The organism is Nesterenkonia massiliensis (assembly GCF_000455245.1).
Lineage (GTDB): Bacteria > Actinomycetota > Actinomycetes > Actinomycetales > Micrococcaceae > Nesterenkonia > Nesterenkonia rhizosphaerae.
Map to the genome: position 1 here is coordinate 334,920 of NZ_HG005165.1, position 22,952 is coordinate 357,871.

At 63.8% G+C, this 22,952-nt stretch carries 14 protein-coding genes, 1 tRNA gene and 1 pseudogene; 9 read left to right on the forward strand and 7 right to left on the reverse strand.

The window, feature by feature from the left end:
• Window positions 1-1,287, forward strand: a 1,287-nt coding sequence (locus TX78_RS12420; protein WP_147640405.1) for a protein kinase domain-containing protein, incomplete at its 5' end; no start/stop codon positions are given.
• 7 nt (window positions 1,288-1,294) lie between these two features.
• Here TX78_RS12420 and TX78_RS01560 read toward each other — a convergent pair.
• The 5 genes from TX78_RS01560 to TX78_RS01580 all read right to left on the reverse strand — a co-directional run bounded on the left by TX78_RS01560 (window position 1,295) and on the right by TX78_RS01580 (window position 7,771).
• Window positions 1,295-2,665, reverse strand: a complete 1,371-nt coding sequence (locus tag TX78_RS01560; protein ID WP_044493525.1) for a class II 3-deoxy-7-phosphoheptulonate synthase — start codon at window positions 2,663-2,665, stop codon at window positions 1,295-1,297.
• 102 nt (window positions 2,666-2,767) lie between these two features.
• Window positions 2,768-4,594 carry an AMP-dependent synthetase/ligase gene (locus TX78_RS01565; RefSeq protein ID WP_044493526.1) on the reverse strand — a complete coding sequence of 609 codons (1,827 nt, stop codon included), beginning with the start codon at window positions 4,592-4,594 and terminating at the stop codon, window positions 2,768-2,770.
• A 79-nt stretch (window positions 4,595-4,673) separates the two neighbouring features.
• Window positions 4,674-6,473, reverse strand: coding sequence for an AMP-dependent synthetase/ligase (locus tag TX78_RS01570; RefSeq protein WP_233722115.1), 1,800 nt, complete (start codon window positions 6,471-6,473; stop codon window positions 4,674-4,676).
• Window positions 6,474-6,645: 172 nt separating this feature from the next.
• The gene (locus TX78_RS01575; RefSeq protein ID WP_044492998.1) at window positions 6,646-7,041 is read right to left on the reverse strand and encodes a hypothetical protein; all 396 of its coding nucleotides are present in this window, start codon (window positions 7,039-7,041) and stop codon (window positions 6,646-6,648) included.
• A 10-nt stretch (window positions 7,042-7,051) separates the two neighbouring features.
• Window positions 7,052-7,771: an alpha/beta hydrolase gene (locus TX78_RS01580; protein ID WP_044493000.1), complete on the reverse strand. Its 720-nt coding sequence runs from the start codon at window positions 7,769-7,771 to the stop codon at window positions 7,052-7,054.
• Window positions 7,772-7,880: 109 nt separating this feature from the next.
• On the opposite strand from TX78_RS01580, the gene TX78_RS01585 reads away from it, so the two are divergent.
• Window positions 7,881-8,576 (forward strand): lysophospholipid acyltransferase family protein, encoded by a 696-nt coding sequence (locus TX78_RS01585; protein WP_044493528.1) that lies wholly within the window; start codon window positions 7,881-7,883, stop codon window positions 8,574-8,576.
• 15 nt (window positions 8,577-8,591) lie between these two features.
• On the opposite strand, the gene hrpA is transcribed toward TX78_RS01585, so the two are convergent.
• Together hrpA and TX78_RS01595 are read right to left on the reverse strand one after the other, a co-directional pair.
• Window positions 8,592-12,677, reverse strand: coding sequence for an ATP-dependent RNA helicase HrpA (hrpA, locus tag TX78_RS01590; RefSeq protein WP_044493002.1), 4,086 nt, complete (start codon window positions 12,675-12,677; stop codon window positions 8,592-8,594).
• Between the two features lie 72 nt (window positions 12,678-12,749).
• Window positions 12,750-12,833 (reverse strand) — tRNA-Leu (locus TX78_RS01595).
• A gap of 246 nt (window positions 12,834-13,079) precedes the next feature.
• On the opposite strand from TX78_RS01595, the gene TX78_RS01600 reads away from it, so the two are divergent.
• The 7 genes and pseudogenes from TX78_RS01600 to TX78_RS01630 all read left to right on the forward strand — a co-directional run.
• The gene (locus TX78_RS01600; protein ID WP_044493003.1) at window positions 13,080-13,538 is read left to right on the forward strand and encodes a 23S rRNA (pseudouridine(1915)-N(3))-methyltransferase RlmH; all 459 of its coding nucleotides are present in this window, start codon (window positions 13,080-13,082) and stop codon (window positions 13,536-13,538) included.
• Entirely contained in the window at window positions 13,531-14,202 is a 672-nt protein-coding gene (locus TX78_RS01605; protein WP_044493004.1) for an NADPH-dependent F420 reductase, read from the forward strand. Before TX78_RS01600 ends, TX78_RS01605 begins: the two co-directional genes overlap by 8 nt.
• Window positions 14,203-14,241: 39 nt before the next feature.
• The gene (locus TX78_RS01610) at window positions 14,242-18,888 is read left to right on the forward strand and encodes an ATP-dependent helicase (RefSeq protein ID WP_044493006.1); all 4,647 of its coding nucleotides are present in this window, start codon (window positions 14,242-14,244) and stop codon (window positions 18,886-18,888) included.
• A gap of 73 nt (window positions 18,889-18,961) precedes the next feature.
• Window positions 18,962-19,819 (forward strand): VOC family protein, encoded by an 858-nt coding sequence (locus TX78_RS12425; RefSeq protein WP_081652482.1) that lies wholly within the window; start codon window positions 18,962-18,964, stop codon window positions 19,817-19,819.
• Window positions 19,816-20,853: a pseudouridine synthase gene (locus TX78_RS01620; protein ID WP_187118345.1), complete on the forward strand. Its 1,038-nt coding sequence runs from the start codon at window positions 19,816-19,818 to the stop codon at window positions 20,851-20,853. Before TX78_RS12425 ends, TX78_RS01620 begins: the two co-directional genes overlap by 4 nt.
• A 12-nt stretch (window positions 20,854-20,865) precedes the next feature.
• Window positions 20,866-21,459: a DedA family protein gene (locus TX78_RS01625; protein WP_044493010.1), complete on the forward strand. Its 594-nt coding sequence runs from the start codon at window positions 20,866-20,868 to the stop codon at window positions 21,457-21,459.
• Window positions 21,460-21,553: 94 nt separating this feature from the next.
• Window positions 21,554-22,952, forward strand: a pseudogene (locus tag TX78_RS01630) (hypothetical protein); the annotation flags it as partial.

Consider the following 22,952-nt stretch of genomic DNA (forward strand, 5'->3'; position numbering starts at 1 on the left):
ATCTCCCACCCCAATGTGGTGCAGGTTCTGGACCAGGGCCAGACCCGGGAAACCGCCTACATGGTCATGGAGTATGTTCCCGGAGCCACGCTGCGCACTCTGCTCAAGAGCGGACCGATGACGCCAAGGCTGACCCTGGCCTATACGCAGGCGATTCTGGCCGGCCTAGCGGCCGCTCACCGTGCCGGTCTGGTCCACCGCGATATCAAGCCCGAGAATGTGCTGGTTTCTCCAGAGGGCCGCATCAAGCTCGCCGATTTCGGCCTGGCTCGGGCCGCCACCCATCATTCCGGTACGTCCACGCTGATGGGGACCGTGGCCTATATCTCTCCTGAACTGCTCTCAGGTGAGGGCGCTGATGAACGCGCCGATATCTATGCGGTCGGAATCCTGCTCTACGAGATGCTCACTGGGGTCCAGCCCTTCACCGGTGATTCCCCGGTCCGGGTTGCCTTTCAGCATGTGAATTCCACCGTGCCCGCGCCTTCTTCCTACGTGCCCGGACTGCCTCAGGCTCTGGATGAGCTCGTTCGAGAGGCCACGCGCACCGACCCCGCGGAGCGCCCGAAAAACGCTGACGCCCTGCTGGATATGCTGCAGGAGGTCCGCGAGCAGCTCAGCGATGAGGAGCTGGACTTCGACGGCGCGGCGCGTAAGCACCGCCGCCACCACGGCACGGGTGCGCCCACAGCCACCGCGGCCATGCCTGCCGCGGCTGCCGCCGCGACAGCAGCAGATTCGGCCCACACCCCCGAGACGCCCTCACCCGCTGAGGATGATGAGGATTTCGCCTCAGAGGACAAGACTGTGGTCTTCGGCGGAGAGGACTTCCCCACCGCAGAAGACCGTACGCAGTGGGACGACGACGCGACCACAGTCCTGGGTCAGACACCTCCAGGCGCTCAGAAACCGGGCGGCCCGCCGGCACCTCAGGACTATGCGCCCCCGCGGCCGCAGGCCCCGCAGCCGGCCCAGGGCACCCAAGGGATGAATGAGCCCTGGTCAGCCCTCGCCGAACAAGACCGGCAGACAGTGGCAGAAGTGCCGCTTCCTGGTCGGCTCAGCGTCCACGACGACGACACCACCGCCACACCGGTGACCGCTGCGGCGGATCCCCGTGCCAGCAAGCGAGAGCGTCAGCGCCCGAAAGTTGAACTCTCCACACCCGATTCCACTCGCCAAGCTGTCGCGGTGGCGATTCTGATGATCCTCAGCGCTGTGCTGATGCTGCTGGCCTACCAGCTGGGGATCAACTCTTCGCTCATCCCCAGCCTCGGCGGCGGTTAAGCAGGTTCTAGCCCACCTCGGTGAGCGCTTCGGCGACCAGGAAGGCCAATTCCAGAGACTGCTTGTGATTCAGTCGCGGATCCACCAGCGACTCGTAGCGGGCGTCGAAGGCTGATTCGTCGATGACATCGGAGCCACCCAGGCACTCGGCCACGTCGTCGCCGGTCATCTCCACATGCAGGCCACCCGGGTAGGTGCCGGCGGCACGGTGGACTTCAAAGAAGCCCCGTACCTCATCGATGATGTCGTCGAACCGACGCGTCTTGTACCCGTTCTTGGCGGTGATGGTATTGCCGTGCATCGGATCAGTCACCCACACGACTTTTGCGCCCGAGTCCCGCACGGCTTCCACCAGGGGTGGGAGCTTCTCGCGGATATTCTTAGCGCCCATCCGGGTGATGAAGGTCAACCGGCCCGGCTCGCGCTCGGGGTCGAGCTTATTGATCAGCTCCAGCGCAGTCTCCGGGGAAGTCGACGGGCCCAGCTTGACCCCCAGCGGGTTGCGCACTCGGGAAAGGTAGTCCACATGGGCGCCGTCGAGCTCACGCGTGCGCTCACCGATCCACACAAAGTGCCCGGAGGTGACATACGGCTGGCCGGTGCGGGAATCGATACGAGTCAGTGCACGCTCGTAGTCCAACAGCAGCGCCTCATGTGCGGCGTAGAACTCAGTGCGCTTGAGGCCCTCAAATTCGACGCCGCAGGCATCCATGAACCGTACTGCGCGATCGATCTCCCCGGCGATCTGCTCGTAGCGGGTATGCGCCGGATTCTCCATGAATCCCTTGTTCCACTGCTGGACGGCCCGCAGGTCTGCGAAGCCACCCTCGGTGAAGGCACGGACCAGGTTCAGCGTGGCAGCCGATTTATGGTACGCCTGCACCATGCGCTTGGGATCCGGGCGGCGGGATTCTGGGGTGAAATCAAAGCCATTGACGATCTCCCCGCGGAAACTCGGCAGCGTGGTCTCTCCGCGGGTTTCCATATCCGAGGAGCGCGGCTTGGCGTATTGACCGGCCATCCGGCCCATCTTCACCACCGGCAGTGAGGCTCCGTAGGTCAGCACCACAGCCATCTGCAGGATGGTCTTCACCTTGGCGCTGATCTTGTCAGCCGTCACGCCGTCGAAGGTCTCCGCGCAGTCTCCGCCCTGGAGCAGGAAAGCTTCACCATTGGCTACTTTCGCCAGCCGGTCTTTGAGCTTATCGACTTCACCAGCGAAGACCAGCGGAGGGTTGGCTGAGAGCTGCTCATAGGCGTCCTCGAAGTCCTCGTGACCGCGCCAGTCCGGCTGCTGGCTCAGTGGCAGGCTACGCCAGTTGTCGAGCCCCGGATACTCTGCGGCGCCGGTGTGCAGGATCTCTCCGGGCGCGGTCAGCGGGGTCTCGTGGCGGGGCTTGTCTGAGATAGTCACCCGTATAGGGTAAGGCGCGATCATTCCGGCACCTAATGCGCCAAGACCCGTTTCACATGATGGAAGCTACCGTGCGGCGTGTTCCTTGGCGGCGTTCTCGTAGAGCTCATCAACAACTTCTGCGAAGTCGTCCATGATGTTCTGCCGGCGAATCTTCATTGAAGGTGTGAGGTGGCCCGATTCAATGGTGAAATCAGTTTCCAGCAGCTCAAAAGTACGGATGGACTCCGCGCGGGAGACAGACTCGTTGGCCTTGTCCACCACCTTCTGAATGTGCTCGCGCACCTTAGGGCTCTTCGTCAACTCACTGATGGACGTCTCCGCGGGGATGCCCTGGCGATCCAACCACGCGGGCAGCGTCTCCGGATCCAGAGTAATAAGAGCTGCCACAAAGGGACGCTCGTCACCGACGACGACCACCTGGGAGACGATCGCATCGGAGCGGATCTGATCTTCCAACTGGGCCGGTGCCACGTTCTTGCCAGCTGCAGTCACCAGGATCTCTTTCTTGCGGCCGGTGATGGTCAAGAATCCAGCGTCATCCAGTGTGCCGATATCTCCTGTGCGGAACCATCCGTCGGAGGTGAAAGTCTCCTCTGCGAGTTCCGGCCGGTTGCGATAACCGCGGAAGACGCAGACGCCCTTGCCCAGGATCTCGCCATCTTCGGCGATCCGCACAGCACAGCCCGGCAGGGGCTGACCCACGGTGCCGATCTTGTAGGCCGTGGGAGTGTTGACGGTGATCGGCGCGGTGGTCTCGGTCAGCCCGTAGCCTTCCATGATCTGCACACCGATACCGTGGAAGAAGTGTCCCAGCCGCTTACCCAACGGGGAGCCGCCGGAGACCGCATGGGTCACCTTGCCGCCCATGCGCGCGTGCAGTTTGGAGTAGACCAGTTTGCTGAACAGTGCGTGCTTGGCGCCCAGCAGCAGCGGGACCTTTCCTGCCTGCTGCGCCTTGGACCACTCCACCGCGGTATCGGCTGCCTTGGCGAAGATCTTGCCTTTGCCCTCGCCTTCGGCCTTCATTATCGCCGCGTTGTAGATCTTCTCAAAGACACGCGGGACCGCCAGCAGGAAGGTGGGATGGAAACTGCCCAGATCATCGACCAGCTGTTTGATATCGGAGGTATGACCCACTTTCGCACCGGTGGCCACGGAGATCACCGAGATGAAGCGGGCAAAGACATGGGCCAGCGGGATGAAGAGGACTGTGGAGGCCTCCTTGTTGATCGCTGCCTTCAGCGAGGTGCCGGCCTGCAGTGAGAGATCAGCGAAGTTCCCGTGGGTCAGCTCGCAGCCTTTGGGCCGACCGGTGGTGCCTGATGTGTAGATGATGGTGGCAAGATCTTCTAAGTCTGCTGCGCTGCGACGGCTCTCCACCTCCGCGTCCTGCACAGCTTCACCTTCGCTGCGCAGCTCATCGAGGTCAGTTCCTTCGATGGTGAAAAGATGCTCGACGTCGTCGAGCTTCTCCTGCACGATCGCCCGGTCCACTGCCTTAAGATGGCTGGTCTTCTCAGCGAAGACCATACGGGCACCGGAGTCCTGCAGGATCCAGGCGATCTGCGAGGGTGAGGACGTTTCATAGACTGGAACGGTCACCGCCCCGGCGTACCAGATGGCAAAATCCAGCAGAGTCCACTCGTATCGAGTCGCCGCCATAATCGCGACCCGGTCCCCGGTACTGATTCCACGGCTGATGAGCCCCTTGGCCAGGGCGACGACGTCGGCGCGGAACTCCTGGGCGGACACGTCAGTCCACTGTCCGGGCTGGAGCTGCCGGGCGAAGAGCGCATTGCCGGGATCCTCGGCAACCTGGCGCTCCAGAAGGTCAGTGACGTTCAGATCTGATGCGACCTCAACAACTTTGGGCACTGCGTGCTCCTGCAGCTGACTTGCCACGTGGTCCCTCCTAGAGCCTTGATGTCAATGTGGTGCGACTCACATTAGTGAGGCAGAGCGCCGTTGTCTAATCGCCACCGAGCATCCTCTTGGCCTTGCCCCGGGCCGCTGAAGCCCTGGTGTAGAGCGCATCCACCACCTGAGAGAAGTCGCGCATCACCTCGGGACGCTTGATCTTCAACGAGGGGGTCAAGTGACCTGACTCGATAGTGAGGTCTTCCCCCAGGACGGTAAAGGAACGGATGGACTCCGCCTGTGAGACCGTGGCGTTAGCCCGATCGATGATGTCCTGAAGATGCTTCAGCACCTGGGGGTGCTCAGTCAGCTCAGCCATAGGAGTCTGCGGATCGATACCTCGGCGTTGACACCACGAGCTGATCGTTTCAGCGTCCAGGGTGATCAGCGCTCCCACAAAGGGACGCCCTTCCCCCACCACAACCGCTTGTGACACCAGCACATCCGCACGGATTTCATCCTCAAGCTGCGCCGGTGAGACGTTCTTACCTCCGGCCGTGACCAGGATGTCCTTCTTTCGTCCGGTAATACGAAGTCGTCCGGCGTCGTCGAGTTCACCAAGATCTCCAGTGCGGAACCAGCCGTCGATGAAGGCTTCCTGATTCAGCTCAGGCCTGCCGCGATAACCGCGGAAGACACAGGTGCCGCGCACCAGAACCTCAGAATCCTCAGCAATGCGCACCTCATTGCCAGGAAGCGGGATACCCACGGTGCCGATGCGGTAGATGCTGGGGATATTGCCGGTCACCGGAGCGGTGGTCTCGGTCAGGCCGTAGCCTTCGATGATCTGCACACCGATGCCATGGAAGAAATGCGCCGTTCGCTCCCCCAGCGGCGAGCCGCCGGAGAAGGCATGGGTGACTTCTCCGCCCATCCGGGCCATGAGCTTGGAGTAGACCAGCTTGGAGAACACCTTGTGCTGGGCGCGCAGCCCCAGAGGTACCCGACCCGCCGTCACCGCCTGGGAATAGCGAACTGCCACATCCACGGCGCGGGAGAATATCCGGCTCTTACCCTCGGCTTCAGCCTTCAGCACTGCCGCGTTGTAGATCTTCTCGAAGACCCTCGGTACCCCCAGCAGGAAGGTGGGCCGGATATCACCGAGATCATCGATGAGTTGGCGAATATCCGGCGTATGCGCCACCCGGCCCCCTGCGGCGATGAAGATCACCGAGACGAACCGGGCGAAAACATGAGCCATCGGCAGGAACAGCACCGTGGAGGAATGCTTGCCGATCACCCCATCCATGACTGCCAGAGTCTGCAGACAGTGTTCGGTGAAGTTCCCGTGGGTCAGCTCGCAGCCTTTGGGGCGACCGGTGGTGCCGGAGGTGTAGATGATGGTCGCCAGGTCTTCCAGCGAGGCGGCGCTGCGGCGCTGCTCAAGTTCGCGCGCGGTCGCGCCCGGGGCTGACCGCCGCAACACTTCCAGAGCATTCTGCTCCAGACAGAGAATCTCGGTGACATTGCTCAGCTGTTCCGAAGACACTGCTTCAGCGACCAGCTGCCGCTGGGCCTTCGTCTCCGTGATGACTGTCCGCGCACCGGAGTCCTGCAGGATCCAGGCGACCTGGCTGACTGAAGACGTCTCATAAATGGGCACGCTGACCGCCCCTGCATACCAGATGGCGAAATCCAACAGGACCCATTCGTACCGGGTGGCCGAAAGTATGCCGATTCTGTCACCAGCCTCGATACCGGAGGCGATGAGGCCCCTCGCTACGTCACTGACCTCCCGCTGGAACTGGGCGGCGCTGACATCTACCCACTGGCCGTCTTGGTCACGCCGAGTGAACAGGATATTACCGGGGTCCTCATTGACTTGTTGATCGAGCAGATCGGTAATGTTCATGTCTGTTCGAACCTGCACCATCGCTGGCACTGAGTGCTGGCTGGCTGGTGCTGTGTCGACTCCGTGTGCACGCGGACTGTATGCCCCCAAGCTAGAACTCCTCCTGGGTAGGTGAGAAAACTGCTTCGTTGCCGCTAGCTCAATCACCTGGTGCGACCGGCCAGCAGTGCTATTAGACCTGCGCTCCGTCGCCGCTGCCTGTGCGCTTGCTGGGCATCTGCAGGAAGAGGACAAGCAGGCCGAGGAAGACTACGCCTATCAGCGCCGCCGTCGTCCAGCCGGGGAAAGACACCGGCAGGAAGGGGAAGATAATCAGCGATAGGATTCCGGCAATGGTCAGGAAGGACCCAAGCACGACGGCGGGCTTGGCACCTGCCAGCGGGTTCTTGGGGTTCGGCGGGCGGAAATCGTCGATCTCCTCCATCGCCGCATCATCGACGTGATAGTCCCGGGGGCCGCGCTGGCCGCCGCCCCGGGATTGCCCGAGGTTCTTCGGCACCGGACGCCCCGGAACCGGCTGTGAGCCGCTCCTGCGGTAGTAGGAGTCCTCATCACGTTGCTTGTTCATGGGCACCAGCCTACCCGGCGGGCGATGCCGACACCTCTCCTATGAAGCGAATAATCCTGCGCTGGAGGAGTTCGGCGTCGTAGTCCAGAGTGGCCACATGCTGACTGCGGCGCAGAATGACCTCCTGGATCTGCCCCTTGGGCACACTGCGGGTAAGCAGCTGGGCCGAAGCTGAGCCGACAACATTGTCCCGGGCTGATCGCAGCAGTAGCACCGGGCATTCCAGATAGGGCAGCACGGCACGAGTGCGCCGGAAAACCTCGTTGAGCTCAGCGACTGCCCGCACCGGTGTGCGTCCGTAGGCTTCCTCGGTGACCTCCGGGTTCGCGATATCCCCGGCGATGGAGGCCACAGAGGGCCGAACCGTGGCCAGCAGCCGAGCGATCAGGCCCAGTCCAGGTGTCAGCCGCAGTCCCGGATTGATGGCCGCCACTCCGTCGGAACCCCAGGAGGCCGCGGCCCACAGAGCCAGCGCCCCGCCCATGGACAGCCCGATCGGCACCACGGTCTGGCAGCGTGAGGCCAGCCGCCCATAAGCGGCGTCCACCTCGGCGAAGAGATCATCGGCTCGGGTCAGCGCCAACTCCTCCCAACGTGTCCCATGACCGGGAAGCAACGGCATCTCCACCTCGTAGCCGGCCTGACGCACCGCATCAGCCACCGGCTGCATCGAAGCAGTGGTTGATGTGAATCCATGAAGGATCAGGGCACCTGCAGCGCTGTTCACCATGAGTTCACTATAAACCGCCTATTGTTGTGGTGAACGTCTTATCCGCCGTAGTGCCCTCTGAAGTCAGAGGGGCGAGAGGAAGAGCCTGCCCGTGCCCCCGTCGTCATCTCTGTTCTACCGCTCCGCCAAATCCTTAGTGGTGGCTCCCCTGGTGAATACGGTGTTCCGGCCCTGGGTCAAAGGGCTGGACAATATCCCCACCGAGGGCGCTGCCATCCTGGCCTCCAACCATCTGTCCTTCTCTGATTCGGTATTCATTCCTGTGGTTGTGCCCCGGCAGGTGCGCTTCCTGGCCAAGAACGACTACTGGAAGGGCAAGGGCGTCAACGGGGCGTGGAATCGCTGGTTCTTCAACGCCAGCGGCCAGATCCCCATGGATCGGTCCGGCGGACGCGCCAGCCAGAACTCGCTCTCCGCTGGCGAGAATGCCTTGCGTGAAGGGCACCTGCTGGGTATCTACCCTGAAGGTACCCGAAGCCCCGATGGGCGTCTGTACCGTGGAAGGCTGGGCGTGGCAAAGCTTGCCCTGAGCGCGCAGGTCCCGGTCATCCCGATTGCGCTGATCGGCACCGATAAGGTCCAGCCGATCGGCAAGAACATCCCGCGGGTGCGCCGAGTCGGGATGATCATCGGTGAACCGATGAGCTTCGAGACCTACTACGGCAACGCCGATGACCGTTTCGCTCAGCGTGCGGTCACTGACGAGATCATGTCTCAGATCATGCGGCTCTCCGGCCAGGAGTATGTGGACGTCTACGCCTCCGAGGTCAAGCGTCGGCTGGAGGCCGAGAAAGACCCCTCCTAGCGGGTGCTTCCGGCCTTAGACCTGGCCGGCCTGCTTGATGGCCCGGCGGACGCGCTTAGCACTCACGGTCTGCGGCGTGCCCAATGACTGGGCGAAGAGATTGACCCTGAGTTCCTCGAGCATCCACTTCACCTGGGCCAGCTCCGGCGGCACCGGCAGTTGCGGGGGTACGGCCTCGATGGCGGCGTCGTACTCATCCTCGAGCTCCTGGACTGCCTGCATATCCGTGGTGTCCTTAGCCAGGCCCTGGCCAGCCTCCAACCTGTCCAGGCGCAGCAGCATCGCCTGAAGATACCGCGGCAGGTGGTGCATCTGAGTGAAACCGGTAGCGGTGATGAAACCGGGGTGAACCAACTGATCGATCTGGGCCTGCATATCCGACACCGCTGGCTTCAGTGCCGCCGCCCGCACGCTGCTCAGCCTTGCCCGGGCCTCAGTGTTCAGAGTCAGCACCCGCGCCATGACATCGGTCAGCGACAGCACCGTCTCGATCAGTTCAGCTCGGGCATTCCGGGAGATCTGCTCAAACGCGGCAGCGGTATACGGCAGTTCAGCAGGCACCAGATGATCCAGCGCCGCAGTGGTTGCCTCAGCCACCATCTGTTCGGTGCTGCTGGAAGCGTCTTTGGCGAACTGGCCAAACGCCAGTCGCTCCCGGTTGCTCAGGTGCTCCACAACATAGCGCTGGGGTGAGGGCAGCACGGCACTGAGCAGGGCCACGACGCCAGCGCGGTGGGTGCGCTGCTGCTCGGCGGCAGATTGGGCCACCATCAGCCGCACCCCGGGGCCATCGGGGGTCAGCGCCGGGTATCCGGTCACTTCGCGGCCGGCAACCCGGGTGGCTACTGTGCTGGGGATATCACCAAAAGTCCAGGTCACCTGCTGTCGCGCTGAGGTGTCAACGCGCTCCCCGGCACCGGTCACGGCATCCTGCCGGTCCTGCTGCGAGCCGGCGCTGGACTGCTGGTGAGACTCCACGCCTCCGGACTGACGGGACTGTCTGGGCTGACCTGACTGACCTGACTGACCGGGCTGACCAGAGCGACCCGTTGTACCCACTGAGCCGGCTCCCCCACCGGTGAGGGAACGGCCGATGGCCTCCCGGTTCTCCGCGGAGAAGCGCACCTGCAGTTCCGCCAGATCTGCCCCAGTGTCCAGGATTCGCCCGCGCTCGCTGACCACGGCGAAGGTGAAGCGCAGGTCCTCCGGCAGCCGGGAGGTATCCAGGTGTTCACTATCGATGACGACGCCCTTGAGCTGGCGCAGCACCCGAGCCAGTGCCTCGGTGAAGGGTGAGACCTCGACGTCGTACTGTTCCTCCAGCAGCTGCCGGGCTTGGGCGGCAACATCAGGTGCTGGCACAAAGTTCTTCCGCTGCTGCTTCGGCATCTGCCGGATCAGGGCGGTGATCATCTCGGTACGACGCCCCGGGATGAACCATTCGAAGCGGTGCGGCTGCAGCTGGTTGAGGAAGAGCACTGGGACACGCACGGTGACGCCGGCTTCATAGGCGTAGGTGAGCTCAAGCTGCAGGCCATCGTGATCGAAGGCAGCTGGGAACGCCTCAAGATCCACCTGCTCGGCAGCCGGTGCCATCAAGGTGTCCTGCGGGATGTCCAGCAGCTCAGGTGTGTCATGGCGCTGTTCCTTCCACCAGGCGTCGAAGGCCCGCTGGGAGGTGATACTGCGCGGCAGGCGCTGGTCGAAGAAATCCACCAGCTGCTGATCCGCTGCCCGCAGATCCCGTCTCCGCGTGCGTTCCTGCAGCTCCTCGAGTTCAGCGAACCGTGCGCGGTTGCGTTTGTCGAAGTGATGCTTGGTGGACCAGTCGCCCTCGATCAGGGCGCGACGGATGAACTCCTCGCGCGCACCGACCGGATCGATCTTGCCGAAGAGCACCTGGCGGTCAGCCACGATCGGCACCCCAAAAAGGGTCAGCCGCTCGGTGGCCACCACGGCGCCTTTCTTCGCGCTCCAAGTGGGCTCGGAGTAGGTGCGTTTGACCAGGTGAGCTCCGAGTTCCTCAGCCCACGCCGGGTCGATCTTCGCTGCCATGCGGGCCCAGAGCCGGGAGGTCTCCACCAGTTCAGCGGCCATCACCAGATCATGGTTTTTCTTGAACAGCCCCGATCCCGGGAAGATCGCGAAGCGGGTACCACGGGCGCCCTGATAGTCCCGGGTGCGCGGGGTAAACAGCCCGATATGACTGAGCAGACCTGCCAGCAGGGACTTATGCACCGCATCGTGCTTGGCCACATGGTCGGTGCCATGGAGCGGCTTGACCCGGTGCTCGGCGAGTTTGGCCTGCTGGGCCAATTCGCCGAGCTGGGAAACCAGGTCTTGCCATTCGCGGATGCGAAGCCAGTTCAGATGTTCCCGGCGACAGAGTTTGCGGAACTGGCTGGAGGAGAGTTCCTTCTGCTGTTCCTGAATGTAGCGCCAGAGATTCATCAGCGCGGAAAAATCCGAATTCTCATCGGCGAAGCGCTTATGCAGCGCATCTGCCTCATCGCGCTTCTCGGTGGGACGCTCCCGGACATCCTGGATCGACAGTCCTGCCACCAGCACGGTGACCTCGGTCAGGCAATCCCGGCGGGCGGCTTCCACCATCATCCTGCCCAGCCGCGGATCCACAGGAAGCTGCGCCAGACGACGCCCGGTGGCCGTGACTCGCCCAGCATTGCGGCCACCGCCTTCCAACGCGCCGAGTTCGGAGAGCAGCCGCACGGCGTCGTTGACGGCTTTGGAGTCGGGTTTCTGCACAAAGGGGAAATCCAACAGCTCATCCGGGGTCCTGGTGATGCCCATCGCGGACATCTGCAGCAGGACTGAGGCTAGGGAGGTGCGCAGAATCTCCGGGTCGGTGAACTCATCACGGGAGAGGAAGTCTTCCTCGGAGTAGAGCCGGATGCAGATGCCGTCGGAGGTGCGGCCACAGCGGCCAGCACGCTGATTGGCGCTGGCCTGGCTGATCGGTTCGATCGGCAACCGCTGCACCTTGGTGCGCGTGGAGTACCGGGAGATGCGCGCAGTGCCGGTGTCGATCACGTATTTGATGCCGGGCACAGTCAGCGAGGTTTCGGCCACATTGGTGGCTAGCACAATCCGGCGCCGCCCTCCCGGGGTGAAGACTCGCCGCTGCTCCTGCAGAGATAACCGGCCGAAGAGCCGCAGGACTTCCGAGTTGGCCAGCTTTCGATGGTTTTTGATGGTGTCGGTGAGCGCATCCGCGGCGTCGCGGATCTCACGTTCGCCGGGGAAGAAGATCAGAATGTCACCGTCGGGCTCACCGCTGAGTTCCAGCACGGCATCTGTCACTGCGTCCAGCAGATCGCGATCCTCAGATCCTGCTGAGGCCGGCCCACTGGGCAGACCGGCTTCGCCGTCGTCGTCCTCCAGGGTTTCTAAGTCCTGCACAGGGCGGTAGCGGATCTCCACCGGGTAGGTGCGTCCGGAGACTTCGATGATCGGAATATCTTCAGGCAGCTCATCCTCCGCTGCAGGCAGCGGCTGCTGACTGAAGTGCCGGGCGAAGCGCTGCGGGTCGATGGTGGCGGAGGTGACGACCACCTTCAGCTCCGGACGCTTGGGCAGGATCCGTTTGAGATAGCCCAGGATGACGTCGATATTGAGGCTGCGCTCATGGGCCTCATCGATGATGATGGCCGAGTACTTCTTCAGCATCGGGTCGCGCTGAATCTCGGCGAGCAGAATTCCGTCGGTCATGAGCTTCACCGAGGTGTCCTTGCCGACTTCAGCGGTGAAGCGCACCTGATAGCCCACGGTCTGGCCGATCTGGGTCTTCAGCTCCTCGGCCAGCCGTTCGGCCACCGAGCGTGCGGCCAATCGGCGCGGCTGAGTGTGGCCGATCAGTCCCTGCTGCGCCAGTCCCAGCTCAAGGAGCATCTTGGGCAGCTGGGTGGTTTTGCCGGAGCCAGTTTCGCCGGCGACGACGACCACCTGGTGCTCCCGCAGCGCTTTCAGGATGGTGTCCCGCTGGCCGGTGACCGGCAGCTGCTCCGGATAGTTCAGGTTCTCCGGGGTCCACACTGAAGGTGTGGAGCTCTCGGTGTCGGGGGCGGGATTCTGCAGGTCAGACATGGCTGGTCCAGTCTACGTCGGAAGAAAAAAGAGCTGAGGCCCCGGGTGTGGACCCGGAGCCTCAGCTCTATGTGCGCGAGGGGGGACTTGAACCCCCACGCCCGTGAAGGCACTGGCACCTGAAGCCAGCGCGTCTACCTATTCCGCCACTCGCGCATCGGCCCCCGTTATCCCGGTTGACCCGGGTCCCTGGGGACCTCGAACTGCTGAAAACAGCGAGCACTATCTTAGGCACAGACTGACCGGTTCGTCCAATCGGCAGGATCAGACTCGCGTGATCCCTTGATTTCATTGGCCTGCGAGCTTCCTGGACGCCAGCTGGGAGGCATGGAGGCACTCACCGGTCTTCTATGATCTTGGTCTCACTCCAGACGCGGCGGTCTCCCGCATAGGCTGTCAGGCATGAGCATCACTGTTCTAGCCATCGGGAAGAAGCATGAGGCGTGGGTCTCCGAGGGAGTCGAGCGCTACACCAAGAGGTTGCGCAAGCCCTACGATCTGACCTGGAAGCTGCTGCCGCATTCATCCCGCGAAGGTGACGCCGCCCGGGACGAGGAATCGGCTCGCCTGCTGGGCGCGGTGAAGGGTGATGACCATGTGGTGCTCCTGGATGAGCGCGGCAAGAACCTCTCCTCCCCGGAGGTGGCGAATCATCTCCAGACCCAGTTCAGCGGTGGACGCAGTGTGGTGCTCATCATCGGGGGTGCCTACGGGGTGAACCAGGCGCTCACTAGCCGTGCGAACTTCACCTGGTCCTTAAGCCGACTGGTCTTCCCGCATCAGCTGGTGCGCTTGATTCTGGCCGAGCAGATCTACCGCGCCCAGGAGATCAGCGGCGGAAGGCCCTATCACCATGTCTGAGGATCATCAGGGGCCCGAGCCGGTTGTCGGCATTCTAGGGGCGGGGCGGGCAGGCACGGCCTTCGCGCGGACCATGCTCTCGGCCGGTATTGCCGTGGACATCTGCTCAACTCGCCCGCCCAAAGCGCTGCAGCACCATCTCAAGATCTACGCTCCTGGCGCCCGGCCGGTCTGGCCGGCGGAAATCGCAGAGCGCACGCTCAGCCAGGGACCCGGCATCGTCGTACTGGCTGTACCCCAGGAGGAGCTCGACGAGGTGGATCCGCAGTGGGTCTCGGGCACTGTGCTCATAGACGCCACCAACACGTGGCACCACGAGCCGCTGCCGGGATGGCTGCAGGCCGCCGTGGATGAGCAGCTTCCCAGCTCCATGGCCATTGCGGGACGGTTCGGCACAGCACAGGTGGTGAAGGCGCTGAATCACATCTCCCATCATGAGGTGGAGCAGGCCGCTGCACCGCACGCTGCCCATGAGCAGCGCCGGGCACTGGCTGTGGCGGCAGATGTCGACGACGCCCGTGGTCAGGTGATGCAGCTGGTGTCGCAGATGGGCTTCGACCCGGTGTCACTGGGCCCACTTCCGGCCGGGCGCATCATGGAACCCGACGGCCCACTGTTCAACCGGCCGCTGAGCCGGCAGGACCTGCTGCGCTGGGTGCGCTGAACAGCCAGCCTGTCAGCAGTGCCGCTTAGGCTGGAGGGCGTGACTGCGCTGGAGAGATTCACCGAAGCGACCCGGAACTGGTTCCAGGCCTCCTTTGGCGCGCCCACCGCTGCCCAGGAGGGCGCATGGGAGGCCGTCTCCGCCGGTAAGAACGCGCTGGTCGTGGCCCCCACCGGCTCGGGAAAGACACTTTCGGCCTTTCTCTGGTCCATTGACCGGCTGATCACCGGTGGTAGCGAGCCAGATGCTGCGCCCCGGACCGCAGGTCCCGCCCAGACACAGGTGCTCTACATCTCCCCGCTGAAAGCCCTGGGGGTGGATATTGAGCGGAATCTGCGCAGCCCGCTGGTGGGCATCGGCCATACCGCGCGTCGGTTGGGGCAGGAACCGGCGGAGATCAGCTTGGGTGTGCGCACCGGAGACACCTCTCCTAAGGCGCGCCGGGATCTGCTGAAGAATCCGCCGGATATTCTCATCACCACCCCTGAGTCGCTCTACCTGATGCTCACCTCTCAGGCGAGGACCACCCTCAGCGGCGTCCAGACCGTCATCATCGATGAGATCCATGCCTTGGCAGGCACCAAACGCGGCGCACATCTGGCGCTGTCTCTGGAACGCCTGGATGCCCTTGTGGAATCGGCTGGGAACCGTCCGGCTCAGCGCATCGGACTCTCAGCCACCGTGGAGCCCCGGGATGAGGTGGCGCGCTTCCTGGGTGGTCATTATCCGGCGGGTCGCGCTGCTGTAGAGATCGTGGCTCCGGCTTCGGAGAAGAAGTGGGACATCACGGTCTCTGTGCCGGTGCAGGACCTGGCCGCACCGCAGGTGGAGTCTGAGGCTGAGGGGTCACAGCCGCTGCAGCCCTCGATCTGGCCTCATGTGGAGCACAAAGTTGTCGAACTGGTCACCGCCAACCGTTCCACCATCGTCTTTGTGAACTCCCGACGGCTGGCCGAGAAGCTCACCGGCCGGATCAATGAGATCTGGAGCGAGTCCCAGGGCCTGGCGGAGGACAACACTGAAGACCTGCCGGACCTGGCCAAGGCGCATCACGGCTCGGTGTCTAAGGAGCAGCGCAAGCTCATTGAGGAGGACCTGAAGTCAGGGCGGTTGAAATGCGTGGTCGCCACCAGCTCCCTTGAGCTGGGCATCGATATGGGTGCAGTGGACCTGGTCATCCAGGTGGAGGCACCCCCGGCGGTTTCGGCAGGCCTGCAACGCATCGGCCGCGCCGGCCACCAGGTGGGCGAAGTCTCGGTGGGATGGTTCTTCCCCAAGCACCGCGGGGATCTGGTGAGCACCGCCGTCGTTGTTGAACGCATGCTGGCCGGAAAAATCGAAGCCCTGCATATCCCGAAGAATCCGCTGGACATTCTGGCTCAGCAGACCATTGCTGCCTCCGCCATGGAGACCTTGGAGGTGGAGACCTGGTTCGAGACCGTGCGCCGGGCCGCACCATTCTCCGCACTGCCGCGATCAGCCTTTGAAGCTGTGCTGGATCTGCTCTCGGGCAAATATCCCTCCGATCGTTTCGCCGAGCTGCGTCCGCGCATCGTCTGGGACCGCGATGCCGGCACCATTACCGGGCGACCCGGGGCGCAGCGGATCGCCGTCACCTCTGGCGGCACCATTCCAGACCGCGGCCTCTTCGGGGTGTACTTAGTCGGCGCGGAGGACTCCCGCACCGGGGGGCGCCGCGTCGGTGAGCTCGACGAGGAGATGGTCTATGAATCCCGCGTGGGCGATGTGTTCGCCCTCGGGGCCACCAGCTGGCGAATCGAGGAGATCACCTTTGACCGGGTGCTGGTCTCCCCGGCCTTCGGACAACCAGCTTCCCTGCCCTTCTGGCGCGGAGACGGTCTGGGCCGCCCGGCCGAGCTGGGCAAGGCGCTGGGAGAGTTCACCCGCCGGATGCACGCGGCCGCCCCCGCAGATGCCATGGAGCAGTTGAGTGCGCTGGGGCTCGATACCTGGGCCCAGGAGAACCTGCTGCGATATCTGCGTGAGCAGGACGAGGCGGTCGGTGCTCTGCCCAGCGACACCACTCTGGTGGTGGAACGTACCCGCGATGAGCTCGGCGACTGGCGGATCATTCTGCACTCACCCTACGGAATGCAGGTCCATGCCCCGTGGGCTCTGGCGGTGGGTGAGCGCTTGCACCAGCGCTATGGGCTCGACGGCGCTGCCTTCGCCTCCGATGACGGCATTGTGCTGCGGGTGCCCATGATGGAGGAGGAGCCACCGGGCGCTGAGCTGTTCAGGTTCGAACCTGATGAGCTGGAGGAGCTGGTCATCCGCCAGGTCAGCTCCAGTGCGCTTTTTGCCGGACGATTCCGTGAAGCCGCAGCGCGCGCACTGCTGCTGCCGAAGCAGAACCCCGGTCAGCGCACGCCGCTGTGGCAGCAGCGCCAGCGCTCCAGCCAGCTGCTGGAGGTGGCTCACGGCTACCCGGACTTCCCGATCATCATGGAGGCCATGCGCGAGGTCCTGCAGGATGTCTATGACCTACCAGCCTTGGAAGCTCTGACCCGCGGCATCGCCCAGCGTAAGATCAGGATTGTCGAGGCCACCACCAGGACTCCCTCCCCCTTCGCGCAGAGCATCATCTTCGGCTATATCGCCCAGTACCTCTACGAGGGCGATTCGCCGCTTGCCGAGCGGCGGGCGGCGGCGCTGAGCGTTGACCCGCAGCTGCTCAACGAGCTGTTGGGCCGGGTGGAACTGCGCGAGTTCCTCGACGCCGGGATCATCGCCGACGCCCAGCAGCACGCCCAGCGGCTGAGCCCCGGCAGGCGGCTGCGCGGTGCGGAGGGCGCGGCAGATCTGCTGCGGCTGCTGGGACCACTCTCCGCTGAGCAGCTAGGGCTGCGGCTCGCCGCAGAGGACGTGTCCGACGACGACGCGCACTTGAGCCCGGAACAGGCCGCGGAGCTGGCCGAGCAGCTGGTTACAGCACAGCGCGCCTTCGCCGTGACCTGGCAGGGCCAGCCCCGCTACTCCGCCGTGGAGGATGCCTCCAGGCTGCGCGATGGGCTGGGTGTGGCGATCCCACAAGGCATACCGCAGACCTTCCTGGACCCGGTGGAAGACCCCTTGGGGGATCTGGTCAGTCGCTACGCACGCACCCACGGCCCCTTCACCGCAGAGGAAGCCGCTGAGGCCCTGGCCCTACCGGTGGCCGCGGTAAGCCAGGTCCTGCGCCGACTGACCGATGAGGCCCGCATTGTGGAGGGCCTGTTCCGACCGGACCGCCACCAGGCGGTCGACGTTGAGTACGTCGATGCGGAGATGCTGCGCCGGATTCGTCGCAGGTCGCTGGCCGCCCTGCGCGCTGCAGTAGAACCTGTCCCACCGCGGGCCTATGCCACGCTGCTGACTGAGTGGCAGGCCGTCACAGCGAATCAGCAGCTTGAGAGCGTGGCCGGGCTGGCCGAGGTCATTGCCCAGCTCTCCGGTTTCCCCGCACCAGCCAGCGCCTGGGAGTCCTTCATTCTGCCGGCGCGGGTCAAGGACTACACGCCAGCGCTGCTGGATGAACTGCTGCGCTCAGGTGAAGTGCTGGTGATCGGCCGAGGCGCCTTAAGCGGTCACGACGGCTGGATCTGCTTCACCCCTGTTGAGGACATCGCCGTACTTCCCCCGGCTGACCACACACCCAGCCCCCTCCAGGAGCAGATTCTGCAGGTCCTTGCCCGCGGTGGCGCCTGGTTCGCTGAGGCGCTGCATGACCAGCTGAGCAGGGAGCATGCCGACACGGAGATTTCCTCGCGGGAAGACACCCGAACCGCGCTGTGGGAGCTCTTCTGGACCGGCCGGGTGGCACCGGACAGCTACGCCGCCCTGCGACAGCAGCTCAGCGGAGGCAGCACCGCCCACCGGCACCGCGCCCAGCCGGTGCGCAGCCGGCATACCTCCCGCCGGGTGGCACTGCGCCAGGCGGTGCAGAATGCCCGCGGCGAATCGCCCTCAGCAGGGGTGCGCTGGGCGCTGGCTCCGCGGGCCGCCGCCTCCCCCACCGAGGCAGCTCACACCCGCGCAGAGATTCTGCTGGATCGCTATGGCGTGCTGACCCGCGGATCTGTGGTGGCTGAGCAGACTCCGGGCAGCTTCGCAGGGGTGTACAAAGTTCTCTCTGCAGCAGAAGAAGCCGGCCGGATCCGCCGCGGCTACTTCATTGAAGGACTGGGTGCGGCACAGTTCACCAGCTCGGCCACTATCGACCGGCTGCGCGAGATCGCCGAGCAGCAGGAGGACCACAACGCCCAGCAGGGCACAAACTCCGGAGTCAGTAGGTCTCAAGCCACCGCGTCATCTCCGGTGGTGTTGGCTGCCGTGGACCCCGCCAACCCCTACGGTGCGGCTCTGGACTGGCCGAGCACTCACGAGCAGGCAGCAAACGCCAAAGCCCGGCCTGGACGCAAGGCTGGCGCCGTCGTCGTGCTGATCGATGGCGAGTTGGTGACCTATATGGAACGTGGTGGGCGGACGCTTCTGGTGTTCACCGATGATGAGCTCCTCTTAGACACCGCAGCTGCTGCCCTAACCACCCGACTGCGCAAGGCGAAAACAGGCAGACTCGCCGTGGAGCGCGTCAATGGCGAGCCGGTTCTGCAGCACCGGTTCGGACAGTCGCTGCGCCAGGCAGGCTTTCATTCCTCCCCTTCAGGACTGCGGTTCTCAGCCTGATCTGCGGCGCGAAGGTTTCACCCCATAGCGGAGGTGGACCCGGCCCAGCGCGATTTGCGGTTAGTCTTTTCCTATGATTATGTGCCTTCCATTCCTGATGTTCCAGGGCCGCGCCCAGGAGGCCATCGACTACTACCTGGAGACTTTCCCGGACGCGGAGCTGCTGGAGATCCTCCACCACCCCGAAGGCACAGAGATTTTTGACCCTGCTGCACAGCAGGAGGAACTCACCTCGGTCCAGGAACTGGACGAGGCTGAGGTCTCGGCGCCCGGGACTGAGCAGCTCGAGGCTGACGACGAGCCCACCAGCAACGACCTTGACGATGATGAGAGTGCCGATAGCCACCACGCGTCATCCTCCGAGCATTCGAGCTTCCCGGAAGACTCCGAGCATTTCGAGGCACCGGCCCCGCAGGAGCCGCTGGAGGATGAGAGTCTTCCCGATGCCGAGACCGAGAGCGTCGAGGAAAACCCGGAGTCCGGAGGTCCCGCAGCAGCGAACGACGCCGTAGAAGCACAGACTCCGGCGTCGTCGACCCCCAGCTCCTCGGCATGGATGGATGACACCGCCGCCATGGAGACGGTGGTGGACTGGCAGACCACGCTGGTGGCCACCGCTCAGCTGCGCATCGGTGGTCAGGTACTGATGATCCAGGACTCTCTGATCAAACACGAGTTCGACTTCACCCCCTCGATTTCGGTGGCCGTAGTGGTCGATACCGAAGACGAGTTCACTCAGATCACCCAGAAGCTGGCCGCCGGCGGCAGCTACCTGATGGAGCCTGGTGACTACGATTTCGCCAAGAACTTCGCCTGGGTCCAGGACAAGTTCGGCGTCAGCTGGCAGATCAATCAACCGCTGGGCGCCCCCGAGCCCGGAAGCGACCTGGCCAAGGACGTCGCGCAGGCCCAAGCCCCCGACTGGGGATGAAATCACCGCTTCCGGTACGCAACGGAGTCAATGCCACCCGGCTGAGAATCCCGCTGCAGGGCCCGTGGGCGACAGTGCACGACTTTGTCCTGGAGAAGTTCGGGCATATTGATTCCGCTGGCATCACCCAACGGTTTCACCACGGAGAAGTCGTCGATATTGACGGTCGCCCGCTGAGCACCGAGACACCCCTGGGCGACGTCGAGTTCCTCTGGTACTACCGCAACGTGCCCCTAGAGACACCTCTGCCGGTGACTGAGGAAGTGCTCTTCGAAGACGAGCATCTGCTGGTAGTAGACAAGCCACATTTTCTGCCGACGACTCCTGCTGGACGGTACGTGCAGCAGTCACTACTGGTTCGGCTGCGCAACCGACTGCAGATTCCTGATCTGGTGCCCATCCACCGGTTGGATCGCGGCACCGCAGGGCTTGTGCTCTTCTCCAAGCAGCCAGAGACCCGCAGTGCCTATCAGCTGTTGTTTGAACGGCGCGAAGTCGCCAAGCAGTACCAATGCGTGAGCGCTCTTCCTGCAGGCATCGACCGAGCGGAACTCTCCAGCCGGTTCCCGCTGACGGTCCGCAACAGGATCGAAAAAACCAAGGGCGTGGTGGTCAGCCAGCTGATGCCCTACGAGGTCAAGGACTCGGGCAGACGCCCTCATGACCGTCGCGGCGGCAAGCGACGCCGCAGCACCGAAGTGATTCCCGGAGCCAATGCTTCCTCCCGTGTGGAGCTTGAAGCCACCGGTACCAGCCGGGCAGGAACGCCGGTGGGACTGTTCCGGCTGAGTCCGCACACCGGCAAGACTCACCAGCTTCGCATCCATATGGCCCTGCTGGGTCTGGGCATTCTGCACGACCGGTTCTATCCGGATCTCTGGGATGACGCTCCCGATGACTTTGATGCGCCCCTTCAGCTGCTGGCCCAGCGCTTGGAATTCACCGACCCGATCAGCGGCCGGATCAGAGAGTTCACCTCAGCACGTAAGCTTGTGGAGGCGCCGGCTGAAGGCCGCACTGCCGACCGCAGATGAGAAGGGGCTGATGTGGTCGAACTGTTCGAACAATGGGGTCTGTGGTACTTGCCGCTGCAGGCAGTGGCTGTGGCATTTACGGCTTTTGTACCGCCATTTCCCTCTGAGGTGATGGTCATCGCCTCCGGCGCCATGGCGGCTGAGGCGATCATGCCTTTGTGGGCTGTGTTTCTGGCGACTTTCTTGGGATGCCTGGCCGGCGACGTCGCCCTCTACGCGTGCTTTAGGTATCAGTTCATCAGGCTGCTGCACCGGTGGAAGTGGGGGCGCAAGATCCATCGCGCCCTGCTGCGTGCTTCGATCCGCGCCGGCGATGCCAATACGCTGATCGGCCTGCTGCTGATTCGCTGGGTTCCTGGCGGTAGGGCCGCCTCCATGGCCAGCGCCGGAATGATGCGCCTGTCCTGGGGGCCGCTGGTGGGGTTGGCACTGCTGGGTGCGGCCACCTGGACGGCCTGGCTGGCCGGATTAGGTTACATTACGGGAACAACTACGGGCCTACCCCCTCTGGTGAGCACTATCGCCGCCATTGTTATAGGTACGCTAGTGGGACTGGCGATTGCGGTGCTGTACACCAGGCGACGTCGGGCATCCGCCCAGGTTTGACTGGAAGCATTTTCTGCTGATGACCAGACTGCGGCGGCATAGGCCGCTTGAGACCACACTGAGTACCTGATTGAGTGCCCGAGGGAGGCTTCCGTTGACCGAACCGTCACGTCCTGAGGCAGCTGCCCCGGACGAGGAGGCCCTGGAGACGGCACCATCGAACCCCATGTCAGGCGATGCGGAGTTGCAGAACGCGGTGTCAGATGATGCCGAGTCAGATGACACAGCGTCACAGAATGAGGTCTCCCATAATGCTGTGTCGCCGGACGCTGCTGCCGATGATGCTGCTGATGCCGACCATCAGCATCAGGAACCCGGGCAGGAAGCATCTACTGATCCGCTGGGTGACGCCGATGAGCTGACCACCGAGCCGACCGCTGAGACCAGTAATGAGGCCAGCAGTGACCAAAGCGCTGAGAAGCGTGATGCCGGGAACAGCACGGTTGATATGGGCACTGATGACTCATTAGAGGAAGCCAGCGAAGCTCTCCCTGAATACCGCGCCGAGGACGACGACGCCGCTGAGCCAAGTGCCCTGCCCTCGGAGAGCTCAGAGGCGCCCGAGCCAGAATCGCCAGAGTCACAGGTGCCCGAGCCGAAGATGCTCGATGCAGAAGAGGGCGAATCCCCTGAGAGCGAGGCTGATGCTCTCGGCTCGGAGAAGCGGACTGCCCCTGCCCAGCGTGAAGCCGAATCAGGGCTGAGCGGTTTCCTGGACTCCCTCGACGAGCGTGCCAAACGCTGGTGGGCGCAGCGCCGGGCGCGCAAGGCCGCTCAAGCTGAGCTGGTGACAGTTGCTGCAGCCGAGCAGCAAACACAGCCTGACCTCCCCGCCGGACAGGACTCTGAGCCGGACTCGGACGGAGAATCCGTCGAGGCGGCAGTACCAGTCGAGACGACGGAACCAGTCGAGCCAGCAGTACCAGTCGAACTCGTCGAGCCCGCTCCTGTCGAATCACCCGATGCTGAGGCTGACCAGACTGAACCGGACGCCGCAGACTCTACCGAGCCGGAGGACCAGTCAGCCGACTCCGACGCCACCGCTGCCATCCCCGCATATGCGCAGGACTTCGAGCCGGAATCCGACGCCGAGTCCACCACTGTGCTGCCGGCGTACCGCGAGGACTATGCCTCCCCTGTCGGTGCCTCTGCCCCGCCTGGCACTACCGTCCCGGTACGTGTCCGCAAGGCACTAGATGAGCACCGCCGTCGTGACGTGATCCTGCAGAAGGCGGCAGCCATCGAGGCTGCCACGGCCCAGAACTATCAGCCTCCGCGGTATGAGTTCGCTGATGAGGAAGAAGACCTCTACACCTACATTCCGCCCTACAACCTTCCCTCTCGGGACCCTGACCCTGAGCCCACCGCAGTGGATCTCTACCGTCGCATCTTCGTCTCTGCCGGAGCCGCGGCCGCCGTCGCCTCCCTGATGTGGATGTTCGGCTGGTTCGGCACCACCCCTGCAGTGCTGTCTGGCAACGGGCTGCGTGAAC